The sequence below is a fragment of the Streptomyces sp. NPDC049597 genome (genome assembly GCF_040675505.1).
In the GTDB taxonomy this organism is placed as follows: Bacteria; Actinomycetota; Actinomycetes; order Streptomycetales; family Streptomycetaceae; genus Streptomyces.
Window position 1 is genome coordinate 83,114 of sequence record NZ_JBFAOY010000007.1, and the last position, 15,275, is coordinate 98,388.

12 protein-coding genes are annotated in these 15,275 nt (G+C 70.1%); all 12 read left to right on the forward strand.

Annotated features, from left to right (window positions below; all coding sequences use genetic code 11):
• Window positions 1-286 precede the first annotated feature (286 nt).
• The 12 genes from AB0K02_RS10965 (at window position 287) to AB0K02_RS11020 (ending at window position 15,161) form a co-directional block, all read left to right on the forward strand.
• Entirely contained in the window at window positions 287-1,822 is a 1,536-nt protein-coding gene (locus AB0K02_RS10965) for an NAD(P)/FAD-dependent oxidoreductase (protein ID WP_365992061.1), read from the forward strand.
• Window positions 1,815-2,750, forward strand: a complete 936-nt coding sequence (locus AB0K02_RS10970) for an alpha/beta fold hydrolase (protein ID WP_365992062.1) — start codon at window positions 1,815-1,817, stop codon at window positions 2,748-2,750. The genes AB0K02_RS10965 and AB0K02_RS10970 overlap by 8 nt, the downstream gene beginning before the upstream one ends.
• The gene (locus AB0K02_RS10975) at window positions 2,734-4,128 is read left to right on the forward strand and encodes a flavin monoamine oxidase family protein (RefSeq protein WP_365992063.1); all 1,395 of its coding nucleotides are present in this window, start codon (window positions 2,734-2,736) and stop codon (window positions 4,126-4,128) included. The genes AB0K02_RS10970 and AB0K02_RS10975 overlap by 17 nt, the downstream gene beginning before the upstream one ends.
• Complete coding sequence (locus AB0K02_RS10980; RefSeq protein WP_365892232.1) at window positions 4,125-4,829, forward strand: transporter; 705 nt, start codon at window positions 4,125-4,127, stop codon at window positions 4,827-4,829. The genes AB0K02_RS10975 and AB0K02_RS10980 overlap by 4 nt, the downstream gene beginning before the upstream one ends.
• Before the next feature lie 26 nt (window positions 4,830-4,855).
• A complete protein-coding gene (locus AB0K02_RS10985; RefSeq protein ID WP_365992064.1) occupies window positions 4,856-6,214 on the forward strand; it encodes an NAD-dependent succinate-semialdehyde dehydrogenase in 1,359 nt (452 codons plus the stop codon).
• Window positions 6,215-6,243: 29 nt separating this feature from the next.
• Complete coding sequence (locus AB0K02_RS10990) at window positions 6,244-7,359, forward strand: Zn-dependent alcohol dehydrogenase (RefSeq protein ID WP_365992065.1); 1,116 nt, start codon at window positions 6,244-6,246, stop codon at window positions 7,357-7,359.
• A 17-nt stretch (window positions 7,360-7,376) separates the two neighbouring features.
• The gene (locus AB0K02_RS10995; RefSeq protein ID WP_365992066.1) at window positions 7,377-8,633 is read left to right on the forward strand and encodes an aminotransferase class III-fold pyridoxal phosphate-dependent enzyme; all 1,257 of its coding nucleotides are present in this window, start codon (window positions 7,377-7,379) and stop codon (window positions 8,631-8,633) included.
• 98 nt (window positions 8,634-8,731) lie between these two features.
• Window positions 8,732-10,288 (forward strand): long-chain fatty acid--CoA ligase, encoded by a 1,557-nt coding sequence (locus tag AB0K02_RS11000; RefSeq protein ID WP_365992067.1) that lies wholly within the window; start codon window positions 8,732-8,734, stop codon window positions 10,286-10,288.
• A gap of 41 nt (window positions 10,289-10,329) precedes the next feature.
• A complete protein-coding gene (locus AB0K02_RS11005; protein WP_365992068.1) occupies window positions 10,330-12,009 on the forward strand; it encodes an AMP-binding protein in 1,680 nt (559 codons plus the stop codon).
• Window positions 12,010-12,012: 3 nt separating this feature from the next.
• Window positions 12,013-12,795 (forward strand): SDR family oxidoreductase, encoded by a 783-nt coding sequence (locus AB0K02_RS11010; RefSeq protein WP_365992069.1) that lies wholly within the window; start codon window positions 12,013-12,015, stop codon window positions 12,793-12,795.
• A 27-nt stretch (window positions 12,796-12,822) separates the two neighbouring features.
• Window positions 12,823-14,061 carry an acyl-CoA dehydrogenase family protein gene (locus AB0K02_RS11015; protein WP_365992070.1) on the forward strand — a complete coding sequence of 413 codons (1,239 nt, stop codon included), beginning with the start codon at window positions 12,823-12,825 and terminating at the stop codon, window positions 14,059-14,061.
• Window positions 14,061-15,161, forward strand: a complete 1,101-nt coding sequence (locus AB0K02_RS11020; RefSeq protein ID WP_365992191.1) for a phosphotransferase family protein — start codon at window positions 14,061-14,063, stop codon at window positions 15,159-15,161. Before AB0K02_RS11015 ends, AB0K02_RS11020 begins: the two co-directional genes overlap by 1 nt.
• Window positions 15,162-15,275 lie beyond the last annotated feature (114 nt).

Consider the following 15,275-nt stretch of genomic DNA (forward strand, 5'->3'; position numbering starts at 1 on the left):
CTAAACACCGGGGCAAACCTCTATCACGCCGGTCTTGCTGCCGCAACGGCTGCGGCACGACCTGCCGCTGGACGGCTGTCTCCGGACGCCCTGCTCCCGGAAGGGCCGGGCCGCGGGCTCGACCGGGGCCTCGGCCCGAACGTCGGACACCGTATGGGCGCAGTGGCCCGGCCCGCCTGTGCATCGTGCACCGAGCCCTGGCGAAGGAGGTGCCCGCTGTCGTTCTCGCAGGCGGTCGCGGCTCGCGACAGTGAGGTAACCGCCACAGGAACAGCGAGGAAACGCCATGACAGCTGAGGTGTTGGACGCCGTCGAGGAGTTCGACGTGGTGATCATCGGAGCCGGGATCTCCGGGATCGGCGCGGCCACCTATTTCAGCCGGGAGCTGCCCGACAAGTCGCTCGCCGTACTGGAAGCGCGCGACGACATCGGAGGCACTTGGGACCTGTTCCGCTATCCCGGCATCCGCTCGGACTCCGACCTCCACACGTTCGGATACGCGTTCAAGCCCTGGCGCCACGAAGCCGCGATCGCCGACGCTCCCCTCATCAAGGAGTACCTCCACGAGACCGTCGAGGAGAACGGCCTGGAGCGCGTCCTCAGGCTCGGCCACCGGGTCGTCCGCGCGGAGTGGTCCACGGCGGACTCACGGTGGACCCTCACCGTCCAGACGTCGGACTCCGCCACGGGAGCGACCCGGACCAGGACGATCCACTCGGGATGGGTCTTCGCCGCCACCGGCTACTACCGGTACGACGAGGGGTTCTCCCCGGAGTTCCCGGGGCGGGACGACTTCGAGGGCCAGATCGTCCATCCGCAGCACTGGCCCGAGGGACTCGACTACAGCAACAAGAAGGTCGTCGTCATCGGCAGCGGCGCGACCGCGATCACTCTGGTGCCGGCCATGACCACCGGGGCAGGCGCCGCCCGGCACGTGACGATGCTGCAGCGCACCCCCACCTACGTGATGGCGCTCCCCCGCGTCGACAAGGTCGCCCTTGCGCTCACGAAGCTGCTCGGAGAAGAGCGCGGGTACGCCGTGACGCGATTCAAGAACATCTGGACCGAACACGCCGTCGTGAAGGGTCTGCGGACCTTCCCCAAGGCCGGACGCGCGCTGATCCGCCGCGAGAACATCAAGCGCCTTCCCAAGGGATTCGACGTCGACAAGCACTTCAACCCGCCGTACGACCCGTGGGACCAGCGGCTGTGCGCGGCACCGGACGGCGACTTCTTCGACGCGATCAAGGAAGGCAGGGCCTCCGTCGTCACCGACGCCGTGGCGAGGTTCAGCAAGCGCGGCATCGTCCTGGCGTCGGGCGAGGAACTGGAAGCCGACGTCATCGTCACCGCGACGGGGCTGAACCTGCGGCTCTTCGACGGCATGCCCATCGTGGTCGACGGGCGCCAGGTCGACATCGCGGACGCGCTCTGTTACCGCGGCATGCTGCTGAGCGGCATCCCCAACTGGGCGATGGCGATCGGCTACACCACCTCGTCCTGGACGCTCAAGGTGAGCCTGATGTGCCGTTACTTCATCGACCTGGTCAGGCACATGGACGCCCGCGGATACGACACGGTGGTTCCGGTCGCACCGTCGGGGACGAAGCGCAGGCCCGTCATGGACCTCCAGGCCGGGTACGCCAAGCGCGGCGAGAAGCTCCTGCCCAAGCAGGGCCCCGAGAAGCCCTGGCGGATGGCGATGTCCTACCCCGAGGACGCCAGGGCGCTGCGCGGCCCGGTGGCCGACGAGAACCTCCGATTCGGCGCCCGCCGGGCGGCCGCGCCGGCGACCGGCGGGAGGCGAGGCACCCGTGTCTGAGACGAGCGCCGCCGAGGGCGGCGACCAGTACGCGACCCTGCCGTCCGGGATGACGATCTGCTTCCGGGACCACGGCCACAAGGACGCCCCCGCGATGCTGCTCATCGCGGGACTGGGCGAAGACCTCACCTTCTGGTCCGACTCGTTCGTCGGCTCCCTCACCGCCCACGGTTTCCGGGTCGTCGCGATCGACAACCGCGACGCCGGCCAGTCGACGTTCGTCGCCTCGCCCCCTCCCGGGCTCTGGCGTCAGATCGCCGCACGTCCGCGCGGCGACGCGTACACGCTGGCCGACATGGCCCAAGACGCCGTCGGCGTACTCGACCATCTCGGGATCGCGCGGGGGCACCTGGTCGGGCGGTCGATGGGCGGAATGATCGCGCAGACGATCGCGGCAACGGCGCCCGAGCGGGTCCTGTCGCTGGCCTCCCTCTACTCCACGACCGGGGCGCGCAAGGTCGGTCAGCCGGCCCTGTCGACGATCCGGCTCCTCGCCGCCCCGCCAGCGAGGAACAGAACCGCGGCGGTCCGTGCCCACCTGAGGCTCACCCGTCACATCGCGGGAACGGGGCACCCCATCGACGACGCGGCCGAGGCGGCCATCGCGGCTCGCGGCTGGGACCGCAGCGCCGGCGACCCGGCGGCCGGCACGGCGCGACAGATCCAGGCCATCCAGCGCTCCGGAGACCGGACGGCCCAGCTGAGCAGGATCACCGCTCCGACGCTGGTCATCCACGGCGACCGTGACCCGCTGGTGCACCCGAGCGGCGGCGCCGCGACCGTCCGGGCGATCCGCTCGGCCCAGCACGTGGTCATCCCCGGCATGGGCCATCACCTCCCCGAGGCCCTCGTCGCCCCCGTCACCACCTACATCGCGCAGCACGCGAACCGCGTGGGCGAAGGAGGAAGCCATGTCCGGATCTCGTGAGCCCCGCTCCGGGAGCACCAGGGTCGACGTCGTGGTCGTCGGTGCCGGTTTCGCCGGTCTGAGCGCGGCGGAGCGACTGGTGAGCACGGGGCGGTCCGTCCTGGTCGTGGAGGGCCGCGACCGGGTCGGAGGCCGCTCGCTCTCCGGCGAGGTGGCCGGTGTGAAGGTCGACCTCGGAGCGACGTGGGTGGCCCGGCGCCACACCGCCGTCCGGGACCTCGCGAGCCGGGTGGGGTGTACCACCACCGACCAGTTCGCCCAGGGCCACAACGTGCTGTGGATGGCGGGCCGGCGCCGCACCTACAGCGGCACCATTCCCAAGGTCTCCCCCGCTGCACTGGTGGACATGGCCCGCATGCAGGCGGCGGTGAACAAGCTGGTCGCGACCGTCGACGTGAACGCCGCGTGGGAGACGCCCGGGGCCGGTCGGCTCGACACCCTCTCGTTCGGCGAGTGGCTCGACCGGAAGAACGCGCTGCCCGGCACCCGCGCGCTGATGACCGTGATCAGCAAGGTGCAGTGGGGTTGCACGCCGGGAGACGTCTCCCTGCTGCACGCGATGCGCTACATCCGTTCGGCGGGCGGGCTCGATCACATGCTGGACGTCGAGGGTGGTCAGCAGCAGGACCGGATCGTCGAGACCACCCAGGAGATCGCCAAGCGGGTGGCGGAGCGGCTCGGTGACCGCGTGCGCCTGGAGACACCGGTGCGCCGCATCGCACAGGACGACGACGGCGTCACCGTCCGCACCGACTCCGGCGAGATCCGCGCCCGGTACGCCATCGTCACCGCCTCGCCGGCGCACCGCGCCGCCATCACCTTCGAGCCCGCTCTGTCCGAGCAGGGCGAAGGGCTCACGCGGACCTGGCGCATGGGCGTGCTGAGCAAGGCGTTCGTGGCCTACGAGAGGCCGTTCTGGCGGGCCGACGGCTGTTCCGGCGAGGCGGTGACCGACACCGGAACCGTGTTCATCACCTTCGACGCGTCCCCCGCCCCCGGCGGACCGGGCGTCCTGATGGCCTTCTGCGATCCGCGCGTCTTCGACGGCTTCAGCCCCGAGACCCGGCGCGACCGGGTGGTCCGGCAGCTCGCCGACCTCTACGGTCCGCAGGCGCTCACCCCGATCGACTACGTGGACCACTGCTGGGGAGCGGAGCCCTTCGCCCCGGGCGGCCCCAATCCCGCCGTCGCTCCTTACGCGACCACGAGCTTCGGCAAGGCGCTGAGCGAGCCCCACGGGCGCATCCACTGGGCGGGCTCCGAAACCGCCGGCGAATGGGCCGGAACCATGAACGGCGCGGTTCTGACGGGCCAGCGCACCGCAGAGAGCGTCATCACCCTGCTGTCCCGCGACGTCCGAGAGGGGGCGTCCCGATGAGGGAGACGCTGTTCCTGCTGGCCGACCTGTGGATGATCTTCGCCGGCTACTTCTACGGCTGGAAATTCATTCGCCGCTACGGCAACTACCTCCTGGGCCTCGAATGGATGGTCGTCGCGACGTCGGGCAGCAACTTCCTGCTCTGGTCGCTCCTCGGAGCCAAAAGCGACAGCGTCCTGTACGACCTGGCGTACTTCTTCGACGCGTTCTCCAGGTCGGTCGGCATCACGCTCATCCTGGTCCTGGGCCTGATGAAGGTCACCCATCGTTACAAGCCGAGCCGCAGCGTCGACGTCGCCGTATTCGGGGTCGCGATCGTGGCCGCCCTGTTCCTCCGGCCCTTCCACGACGCGGATCTCCACACCGACCGTGGTGCGTTCTGGGTCTCCGTGTTCTACGTCGTCGTCAACCTCCTCACGGCGATGTTCCTCTGCTACTTCGTCAAGCGGCTCTGGGGCGCGGGCGCGAGGTGGCCGGCGGTCTGGACCGGACTGGTCACGGCCGCCGGGACCACCATCGCGATTACGTACGACTTCTTCCCGCTGCCGTTCGACGACGCGAACCGCACGATCTTCTACACCGCCGCGCTGGCGACCTGGGGCACCCAGGGATTCGTCTACTTCCGCGCCTACCGCGCGCTGCACGACCGCAACGCGGCCTTGGACTCGAACCCGGCCCGCACGGCCGGGGCCCCCGCATGAACCCGAATCACGACGAAGGAGTCAGTATGGCGAAGCGGCACGTGTACGCGGTGGTGGACCCGGCCACCGGCAAGCTGGTCAAGGAGTACCCCACCGCGACGGACGAGGCCGTCGACGGGGCGCTCGACGCGGCGGCGAACGCCTACGCGCACTGGTCGAGGCAGACCTCCGTGGAACAGCGCGCCCAGCTGTTGAACACCGTCGCCGCCCTGCACAGCGAGCGCAGCCGGCAGCTCGCCGAGATCATCCACCGGGAGATGGGCAAGCCGGTGGACGAGGCCGTCGGGGAGGTCGAGTTCAGCGCCTCGATCTACCGGTACTACGCCGAGAACGCGGAGAAGTTCCTCACCGACGAGCCGATCGAGCTCCTGGAGGGAGAGGGCACCGCCTTCATCCGCCGCCAGCCGGTCGGCGTGCTGCTGGGGATCATGCCCTGGAACTACCCGTACTACCAGGTGGCCCGGTTCGCCGCGCCCAACCTCGCCCTGGGCAACACCATCGTGCTCAAGCACGCGTCGCAGTGTCCGGAGTCGTCCGCGGCTCTCCAGCAGCTGTTCACGGACGCGGGCTTCCCCCAGGGCTGCTACGTCAACGTCCACGCCACCGGCGAGCAGATCGGCCGCGCCATCGCCGACCCCCGCGTGCAGGGCGTCTCCTTCACCGGTTCGGAGAGGGCCGGCGCAGAGGTCGCCGCGAAGGCCGGCCGCAGCCTCAAAAAGGTGGTGCTCGAACTGGGCGGCTCGGACCCCTTCATCGTGCTGTCGACCGACGACCTCGACGCCACGGTCCAGGCGGCGATCGAGGCTCGCTTCGAGAACGCCGGGCAGGCGTGCAACGCCGGGAAGCGCTTCATCGTCGCCGAGGACGTCTACGACGCCTTCCTCGACAAGTTCACCGAGAAGGTGCTCGCCCTGACCGACGGCCTGGCGCCCCTCTCCTCGGTCGCCGCCGCCGAGTACGTCGAGGAACAGGTCGGGCGAGCCGTCGACGAGGGGGCGACCTTCGTCTCCGCACGACAGCGCGAGGGGGGGTACTTCCCGCCCGGCGTGCTGACGGACGTCTCGCCGGCGTCGCCGTCGGCCGCCGAGGAGCTCTTCGGCCCGGTCGCGACCGTCTACCGGATCGGGTCCGAGGACGAGGCCGTCGAGCTGGCGAACGACACCCCGTACGGGCTGGGCTCCTACGTGTTCACAACGGACGCCGAGCAGGCGCTGCGTGTCGCCGACAGGATCGAGGCCGGCATGGTCTTCATCAACGGCGTCGGCCTCGATGGCGCGGAACTGCCCTTCGGTGGCGTCAAGTTGTCCGGATTCGGCCGCGAGCTGGGACGGGCGGGAATCGACGAGTTCGCCAACAAGAAGCTCATCCGTACCGCTCGGACGTAATCGCCCCAAAACACGGAAGGAAGACTTTCATGACGATCGAGTTCGACGCCGCCGTCTTCAGGACGCCGAACCAACCGCTGACCATCGAGAGAGTGACGATCCCCTCGACGCCTCCGCCCGGCGAGGTGCTCGTGCGGCTCCAGGCGAGCGGGGTGTGCCACAGCGACCTCCATGTCCTCCTGGGCGAATGGGAGGTTCCTTCACCGATGATCCTCGGCCATGAGGGAGCCGGGATCGTCGAGAGCGTCGGCGAAGGCGTCACGACGCTGAAGAAGGGCGACCACGTCGTGCTGTCCTGGACGCCCTCGTGTCGCCGCTGCCGCTACTGCATCAGTGGCAGGCCCGTCCTCTGCGACATGGTCAGCCAGCACTCGGCGAACCACCTCTCGTTCGACGGCCGGTCCCGGATCGCGTCCGCCGGCGGGGGCGACGTGCTCAGCTTCGCGGGCCTCGGAACGTTCGGCCAGTACACCCTCGTGCCCGAATCGGGCGCGATCGCCATCCGGGACGACGCCCCCTTCCCGCAATCGGCTCTGGTCGGATGCGCCGTCACGACCGGTGTCGGCGCGGCCGTCAACACCGCCGGCGTGCGGCCGAGCGACACCGTGCTGGTCCTCGGCTGCGGAGGCGTCGGCCTGAACGCGATCCAGGGTGCCCGGCTCGCCGGCGCGCGGAAGATCATCGCCGCGGACATCTCCGACGAGAAGCTGGAGCAGGCGCGCGTCTTCGGCGCGACCGACCTGATCAACAATGGCCGCGAGGACTTCGCGGACCGGGTGCGACAGCTCACCGACGGACGCGGTGTGGAGATCGCCATCGAGGCCATCGGGCTGCCCCGCACCATCGAGTCGGCCTACGAGGTCCTGGCCCGGGGCGGCACGGCGGTGGTCGCCGGGCAGGTGGCGGACGGCCTGAAGGTCTCCATCGATCCCTTCGTCATGTCCGATCAGGAACTCTCGCTCATCGGCTCGAACTACGGCTCCAGCAAGCCGGCTTCCGACTTCCCGCTGCTGATCGACCACTACATGAACCACCGCATCGATCTCGACTCCCTGGTGACGAGCGTGATCGGTCTGAAGGACGTCAACGAGGCGTTCGACCAGATGAAGCGCGGCATCGGCATCCGCTCGGTGATCACGTACTGAAAGGCAGGGGCGATCTCATGGCCCTGGAATCATCACGCTCGGCCTTCGAGCGAGCCCGCCGCAGCGTCGGCGGGGGTGTGGGATCGGGCCTGCGCGCCGCGATGCCACCCCATCCGCTCTTCGTGCGCGAGGCGCGGGGCGCACACGTCTGGGACCTGGACGGCGACCGGTACGTCGACTACGTGATGGCCTGGGGACCGCTCGTCCTCGGTCACAGTGACCCGCGTGTGCTGTCAGCGGTGTCCGAAGTCGCGACGAAGATGCAGGTCGTCGGCACCGGCCACCCGCTCGAGTACCTCGCGGCGGAAGCGGTCCTCGAAGCCGTGCCGCACGGCGAGCGACTGCTGTGGAGCAACACGGGGACCGAGGCGGTGCAGGTGGCGCTGCGCCTCGCGCGCGCCGCCACCGGGCGGCGCCGCGTCCTCAAGTTCGCCAAGAGCTACCACGGCTGGCACGACGCCGTGTACGCCGGGATGTCCGAAGACGACTGCGATCGCCCCGCCACCCCCGGTGGGGCGGGACAGTCGGCCAGCGTGCTTGACGACCTGGTCGTGGCGCGCTTCAACGACGTGCGGCTGGCCGAGCGCCTGCTGAGCGAGGCCGTCGAGCGCAACATCGCGGCCGTGCTCGTCGACCCGGTGATGAGCAACGCCGGCGTCGAAGCACCCACACCGCAGTTCCTGTCGACGCTGCGGACCCTCTGCGACCGGCACGGCGTCGTCCTCGTCTTCGACGAGGTGATCGCCGGATTCCGGATAGCCCGGGGCGGGGCGGCCGAGAAGTACGGCGTGCTGCCCGACTTGTCCGTCTTCGGGAAGGCGATGGCCGGAGGGTTCACCCAGAGCGCCGTCGTCGGCCGGGCAGATCTGATCGACCAGGTGACTTCCGGCGTCGTTCACGCCGGGACCTTCAACGCCAACCCGATCGCGCTGGCGGCCGTCGCGGCGACGATGCGCGTCCTGGCCGATCCCGCGGTCTACGAGCAACTCGAAGGGATCTCGTCCGAGTTCGAAGCCCTCGTCGGCGCCGTTCTCGGTTCATCACCTGACTTCGGAGGCTTCAACCGGGTCGGCTCGCTCCTCCAGTACGTCCCCGCCGGTGGCGCCACGGGGCTTCACGGAACAAGCGGGCTCTGGGCGGTGATCCTCGAGGGGATGCTGCGGCAGGGCTTCCTGTTCATGCCGTCCGGCAAGGTCTTCCTCAGCACGGCGCACACCACCGCCGACGTCGAGGCGACGGCCGAGGCCCTCGACCGGCTCCTGCGGCAGTTGTGACGTCCGCGTCAAGCCGCGTGTAACCCCACCCGCCCCGAGCCAGGCCGCGTGTTCCGATCCCCCGCGGCCTGGCCCGGTCCACCTTTCCGGAAGACACCATGCTGAATCTCTCGGTCCTGCTCGAGGACTCCGCCCGCACGCACCCGGACAGGGACGCGGTCGTCCTCGGCACGACGCGTCTCACCTACGCCCAGATCGACGCCGCCGCCAACCGGGTTGCCAACCTCCTGGTCGACCGCGGCATCTGGCCCGGCGACAAGGTCGCGCTCAGTTGTCCGAACGTGCCCTGGTTCCCGATCGTCTACTACGGAATCCTCAAGGCCGGCGCCGTCGTCGTCCCCCTCAACGTCCTGCTCAAGGGCCGGGAGGTCGCCTACCACCTCGCCGACTCGGGGGCGAAGGCGTACTTCTGCTTCGAGGGCGGCGAGGGCCTGCCGATGGGTGCGGAGGGACACGCCGGGTTCACCGAGACCACGGGCTGCGAGCACTTCTTCCTCATCACCGCCGACCCCGCGGCGGAAAGCCCGGTCGAGGGCATCGAGACCATGGGCGCCGCACTGCGGGGCACCGCGACGACGTTCGACAGCATCGGGACCTCGGGGGACGACTCGGCCGTGCTGCTCTACACGAGCGGTACAACAGGACAGGCGAAGGGCGCCGAACTCAGCCACGCCAACTTGGTGCTCAACGCCCTCGCGGTCAATCAGCTCTTGGAGAACCGGCCGGCCCTGGACACCCATCTGGTCGTGCTGCCGCTGTTCCACTCCTTCGGCGCGACCGTCCAGATGAACGCCGGCTTCTCGACGGCGAGCACGCTGATGCTGCTGCCACGGTTCGACGCCCGGCAGGCGGTGTCCCTGATGCAGCAGGAGGACATCACCGTCTTCGCGGGCGTCCCCACCATGTGGTGGGGCCTGTTGCAGGCGCTCACCGACGACGTCGACGTCGAGAGGATCGCGAGGAACCTGCGCGTCGGCGTCTCCGGCGGTGCCTCGCTCCCCGCAGAACTCACCAAGCAGGTCAGGGAGCGGCTGGGCGTCCAGGTCCTGGAGGGCTACGGCCTCTCCGAGACCTCGCCGGTGGTGACCTTCAGCAATCCGGCGCGGGAGCCCCGGCCCGGGTCGATCGGCGTACCGATCTGGGGCGTCGAGGTCAAGCTCGTCGACTCGGACTGGTCGGAGGTCGAGGACGACAGCACGGGCAGCGCCATCGGGGAGATCGCGGTCAGGGGCCACAACGTGATGAAGGGGTACCACGGCCGCCCCGAGGCCACCGCGGAAGCGATCCGGGACGGCTGGTTCCGCACCGGTGACCTGGCCCGCAGGGACAAGGACGGCTTCTACTACATCGTCGACCGGGCGAAGGACCTGATCATCCGCGGCGGCTTCAACGTCTACCCGCGCGAGATCGAGGAGGTCCTGATGACGCATCCGGCGGTCAGCCTGGCCGCGGTCGTCGGCGTGCCGCACGAGAGCCACGGCGAGGAGATCAAGGCGTTCGTCATCCTCGAGCGTGGCGCCGAGGCCCGCCCCGATGAGCTGATCGCCTGGGGCAAGGGGCAGATGGCCGCCTACAAGTACCCGCGCATCGTGGAGATCGTGCAGACCCTCCCGATGACGTCCACCGGAAAGATCCTCAAGCGTGAACTCACGTGACCGGCGCGCCAAGGCATGAACATGGGTGGGAAGGACGGCAGATGACAGTGGATGAGGGTCGGCGGCGGGACACGTTCCCCGACGGGTCCGGTACGCGGACGGACGCGGTTCCCGGCTCGCTCGTGGCCGCCTGGAAGGCACGCGTGGCGAAGAACCCGGAGGGCACGGCGCTCCGCTTCTTCGACGGTGCTCTGTCCGCGCGGGAGGTGGACTCCGCGTCGGACGCCCTGGCCGCCGCGTTCGAGGCTCGCGGAACCGGCCGGGGTGATCGCGTCGGGGTGTACCTGCAGAACGTCCCGCAGTACGCGCTGGTGCTGCTGGCCCTGTGGAAGCTGGGGGCCACGGCACTGGGACTCAATCCGATGTACCGGCGTCAGGAACTCCGCCGGATCATCGAGGACTCCGGGGCCGTCGGCGTCGTCTGCGCGGACGAGGACGTCCACGAGACGCTCGGCACGCTGGCGGGGAGCACGGTGCGATGGCTGATCAGCACATCGGCGCGGGACTACCAGTCGAGGAACGATCCACGGGTCTTCGCGACGACGCAACGCCACGCCCCGGCCCCGGACGGCGACCTGGTGGCCCTGATCGGCGAGTACCGCGGGCGCCGCCCCGCTCCGGTGGAGCTCACCCCCGACGACGTCGCGTTCCTGACGTACACCTCGGGGACGACGGGCCCGCCGAAAGGCGCCATGAACACCCACGGCAACGTGCTGAGCGTGGTGGCGACCTGCGCGTCGTGGATGGGTGTGAGCGACGGGGACGTCGTGTTCGCCATGGCCCCGCTGTTCCACATCACCGGGGCGGTGGTCAACGCGACGATCTCCCTGCTCACCGACACCACGCTGGTCCTGGCGGGCCGGTTCCACCCCGAGGTCGCCCTGGAGTCCTTCGCCGAGAACGGGGTGACCTACACGATCGGCTCCATCACGGCGTACAACGCGATCTACGAACTGCCGCAGGCGGGACCGGAGCACTTCGCGTCGGTGAAGGCCCTGTACTCGGGCGGCGCGCCGATCCCGCCGGCCACCGTCGAGCGGTTCCGGGACCGGTTCGGCGTCTACCTCCACAACGGCTACGGGATGACCGAGACGACGTCCGCCGTCATCGCCGTGCCGCCGGGTGAGCGGGCGCCGGTGCACCTGCCCAGCGGGACGCTGTCCATCGGCAAACCCCTGCCGCACCTCACCGCGCGCGTCGTCGACCCTCACGGCGACCCGGTGCCGAGCGGGAAGCAGGGCGAACTCGAGTTGAGCGGGCCGCAGGTCGTGCCCGGCTACTGGGACAAGCCCGACGCCACCCGCCGGACCATGCCGGAGGGCCGGCTCCGCACCGGCGACGTCGCCGTCATCGACGAGCAGGGCTGGGTCTACCTGGTGGACCGGCTCAAGGACCAGATCAACGTGTCCGGATACAAGGTCTGGCCGCGCGAGGTCGAGGACGCGCTGTACGAGCACCCGTCGGTCCTTGAGGCCGCGGTCGTCGGACAGCCGGACCCCTACCGCGGCGAGACCGTCGTCGCCTACGTCTCGCTCAAGGCGGGTCTGAACGCCACCCCGGAAGAACTGATCACCTTCTCCCGCGACCGGCTGGCCGCCTACAAGTGCCCCCGCACGATCCATTTCCTCTCCGACCTGCCCAAGACCCAGAGCGGCAAGATCCGGCGGGCCGAGCTCCGCGGCCTCGACGGCACCAAGCCGGATTCCCCCTCGAAGGACTGATCCATGAGCGAGAACCTCGCCGTCCAAGGCCGTTTCTCGGGCCGCACCGCCGTCGTGACCGGAGCGAGCCGGGGCATCGGTCTCGCCGTCGCGGAACGGCTCGTCGCGGAGGGTGCGCGCGTATGCCTCACGGCCCGCAAGGCCGGACCGCTCGAAGAGGCCGCCGCCACGCTTCCCCCGGGCAGCGTCATCACCGTCGCGGGCAGGGCGGACGACCCCGAGCACCGCCGCGAGGTCTTCGACACGGTCGCGGGCGAGTTCGGCGGGCTGGACGTCCTCGTGAACAACGCGGGCATCAATCCCGCGTACGGTCCCGTCGTCGGCCTGGACCTCGACGTCGCCCGCAAGGTGCTTGAGGTCAACGTCCTCGCCACCCTCGCCTGGGTGCAGGACGCCGTGGCCCACCCGAAGCTCGGTTTCACCGAACGCCGCGGCACCGTCGTGAACCTCTCCTCCGTCACCGGCGACACCCCGTCACCCGGCATCGGCCTCTACGGAGTGAGCAAGGCGGCGGTGTCCCACCTGACCAGGACCCTGGCCGTCGAGCTCGGCCCGGAGATCCGCGTCAACGCCGTGGCCCCCGCCGTGGTCAAGACGCGGTTCGCCGAGGCCCTGTACGAGGGCAGGGAGACCGAGGTGGCCGCCGACTACCCCCTGCGGCGCCTGGGCGAGCCGTCGGACATCGCCTCCGCCGTGGCCTTTCTGGCCTCGGAGGACGCCTCCTGGGTCACCGGCCGTGTCCTCACCGTCGACGGCGGCCTCACGGTCGCCGGCGGCACCGCGTAAGACCGCACCCACCGACAAAGGACTGCCATGACTTTCCCTCACCTTCCCCCGGAGATAGCTGAGCTGCGTGAGCGCACGCGCCGGTTCGTCCGCGAGTGCGTCGTCGACGCGGAGCCCGTACCGGGCGGACGTCTCGACCAGGCCACTCGCGACCGGCTGCAGACTGCGGCGAAGGAGGCCGGTGTCTTCGCGCCGCTCGTGCCGAAGGAGTACGGCGGGCAGGGACTGCCCATCCAACACTGGTCGCCGATCCTGCAGGAGGCCGGATACTCGCCGATCGGCCCCCTCGCGCTCAACTGCATGGCCCCCGACGAGGGGAACATGCACATGCTCAACCTCATCGCCACCGAGGAGCAGAAGAAGCACTACCTCGCGCCTCTGGCGGCGGGGGACGTCCGGTCCTGCTTCGGCATGACCGAGCCCCACCCCGGAGCGGGATCCGACCCGGCGGCGCTGCGGACCACCGCCGTACGCGCCGGTGGCGGCTGGATCATCGACGGCCACAAGCGGTTCACCAGCGGCGCCGTCGGTGCCGGGTTCTGCATCGTCATGGCGCGCACCCCTGCCGTCGACGGCTCCCCCGAGGGGGCCACCATGTTCCTCGTCGGCATGACGAACCCCGGCATCAGGGTCGGCGAGGCAATCCACACGGTCGACCGGTCCATCGACGGCGGCCACCCGCATCTGTACATCGAGAACTGCTTCGTCCCCGACGACGCGGTCCTCGGCGAGGTCGGACTCGGCTTCCGGTACGCGCAGGTACGGCTCGGCCCCGCGCGGCTCACGCACTGCATGCGCTGGCTGGGACTGGCGCGCCGGGCGCACGACATCGCCCTCGACCGGGCCGCGAAGAGGGAGCTGTTCGGTGGTCCGATCGACTCGCTCGGCCTGGCCCAGCACCTGATCGCCGAGTCCGTGATCGACATCGAGACGTCCGACGCGATCATCACCAAGACCGCCGCCCTGCTGCACAGCGACCCGAAGGCGGGCTCGGCGATGTCCTCGGTCGCGAAGGTCCACTGCTCGGAGGCAATCTTCCGGGTGATCGACCGCGCCATCCAGATCTGCGGCGGAGACGGGGTCTCCGACGGGCTCCCCCTCGCCCAGTACCTGAACGAGGTGCGCCCGTTCCGCATCTACGACGGCTCGAACGAGACCCACCGGTGGGCCGTCGCCCGCCGGGCCTCGGCCGGCCGGCGCGCCGCCGTCCAGGCCGGTGAGCGATACCTGGGCGACGCCGTCGTCGGCCGGGACGGGGGCGCGTGATGCACACCGTCCCCGACGGCGTGGAAGTCGTCGCGAGCCGCGAGCGGGCCCGTCACCTCGACAGCCCTCCGCTCCTGGTCCTCGACGCGGTCACCGGCTTCCTCGACACACACGGCATCGGCAGCGGACCGATCGCCTGGCAACGCATCGGCGACGGCCACTCCAACGTCACCTATCTGATCGAACGCGGCAGCGAGTCCGTCGTCCTGCGCCGCGGCCCGCGCCCGCCGCTGCCGAAGTCGACGCACGACATGGTCCGCGAGGCACGCATCCAGAAGATCCTCCACGGGCACGGGGTACCGGCCCCGGAGATCCTCGCCGTCTGTGAGGACGAGGACGTCTTGGGCGTGCCGTTCTACCTCATGGGCCGGCTCGACGGAACGGTCATCACCGACACGATCCCGCCCCACCTCTCCACCGCCGACCAGCGCCGGGCCACCAGCGAAGCGGTCATCGACACCCTCATCGCCCTGCACGGCATCGACGTGTCCGGAGGGGAACTCGCCTCCCTGGGCCGAGCCGAGGGGTATCTGCAGCGCCAGGTCGAGCGGTTCCGCGGGTTGTGGGAGGTCAACACCACCCGCAGCCTGCCCGCGGTGGAGCGCATCGCGGACTGGCTGGCGCGTAACCTGCCGGCGAGCCAGGCGGCCTCGGTGGTGCACGGCGACTACCGCATGGGCAACCTCATGTTCGCCCCGCAGGCCCCGGCCGAGGTCCTCGCGATCCTCGACTGGGAGATGGCCACGCTCGGCGACCCGCTCGCGGACCTGGGGTACCTCACCGCCACCTGGTCCGAGGCAGGCCGCCCCACCACCCCGCTCGAACTCACCCGCGTGACCCGGTCGCCCGGCTACCTCACCCAGCGCCAGCTGGCCGAGCGCTACCGGTCCCGCATGGGCCTCGATCTGACCCCGCTGCCCTGGTACCAGACCCTCGCCCTGTGGAAGGCAGCGATCTTCTGCGAGGCCATCTACACCCGCTGGCAGCGTGGCGAGCGCCCCAACGACACGGCCTTCGGGCCCTCGCTCGAAACGGGTGTCCCCCGTCTGCTGGAACGGGCCGGGCAATACGCCAGCCTGACGGCGACCACGCGCCGCTGACACCCGACGCGTCCCGGTACGGAGCTCCTCACCGACCTCGTCGCGGCCAGGCCGTCCAGCTCGTACGCCGCGGTCGCAGGCATGCCGTTCCTTCTTGTCTCCGTCTTCCTGCTC

Excerpts from the sequence above, each read along its gene's own strand:
- AB0K02_RS11015 (WP_365992070.1), top strand. The coding sequence starts at position 12,823 with ATGACTTTCCCTCACCTTCCCCCGGAGATAGCTGAGCTGCGTGAGCGC.
- AB0K02_RS10975 (WP_365992063.1), top strand. The coding sequence starts at position 2,734 with ATGTCCGGATCTCGTGAGCCCCGCTCCGGGAGCACCAGGGTCGACGTC.
- AB0K02_RS10990 (WP_365992065.1), top strand. The coding sequence starts at position 6,244 with ATGACGATCGAGTTCGACGCCGCCGTCTTCAGGACGCCGAACCAACCG.
- AB0K02_RS11010 (WP_365992069.1), top strand. The coding sequence starts at position 12,013 with ATGAGCGAGAACCTCGCCGTCCAAGGCCGTTTCTCGGGCCGCACCGCC.
- AB0K02_RS11020 (WP_365992191.1), top strand. The coding sequence starts at position 14,061 with ATGCACACCGTCCCCGACGGCGTGGAAGTCGTCGCGAGCCGCGAGCGG.
- AB0K02_RS10980 (WP_365892232.1), top strand. The coding sequence starts at position 4,125 with ATGAGGGAGACGCTGTTCCTGCTGGCCGACCTGTGGATGATCTTCGCC.
- AB0K02_RS11000 (WP_365992067.1), top strand. The coding sequence starts at position 8,732 with ATGCTGAATCTCTCGGTCCTGCTCGAGGACTCCGCCCGCACGCACCCG.
- AB0K02_RS11005 (WP_365992068.1), top strand. The coding sequence starts at position 10,330 with ATGACAGTGGATGAGGGTCGGCGGCGGGACACGTTCCCCGACGGGTCC.
- AB0K02_RS10985 (WP_365992064.1), top strand. The coding sequence starts at position 4,856 with ATGGCGAAGCGGCACGTGTACGCGGTGGTGGACCCGGCCACCGGCAAG.
- AB0K02_RS10995 (WP_365992066.1), top strand. The coding sequence starts at position 7,377 with ATGGCCCTGGAATCATCACGCTCGGCCTTCGAGCGAGCCCGCCGCAGC.
- AB0K02_RS10965 (WP_365992061.1), top strand. The coding sequence starts at position 287 with ATGACAGCTGAGGTGTTGGACGCCGTCGAGGAGTTCGACGTGGTGATC.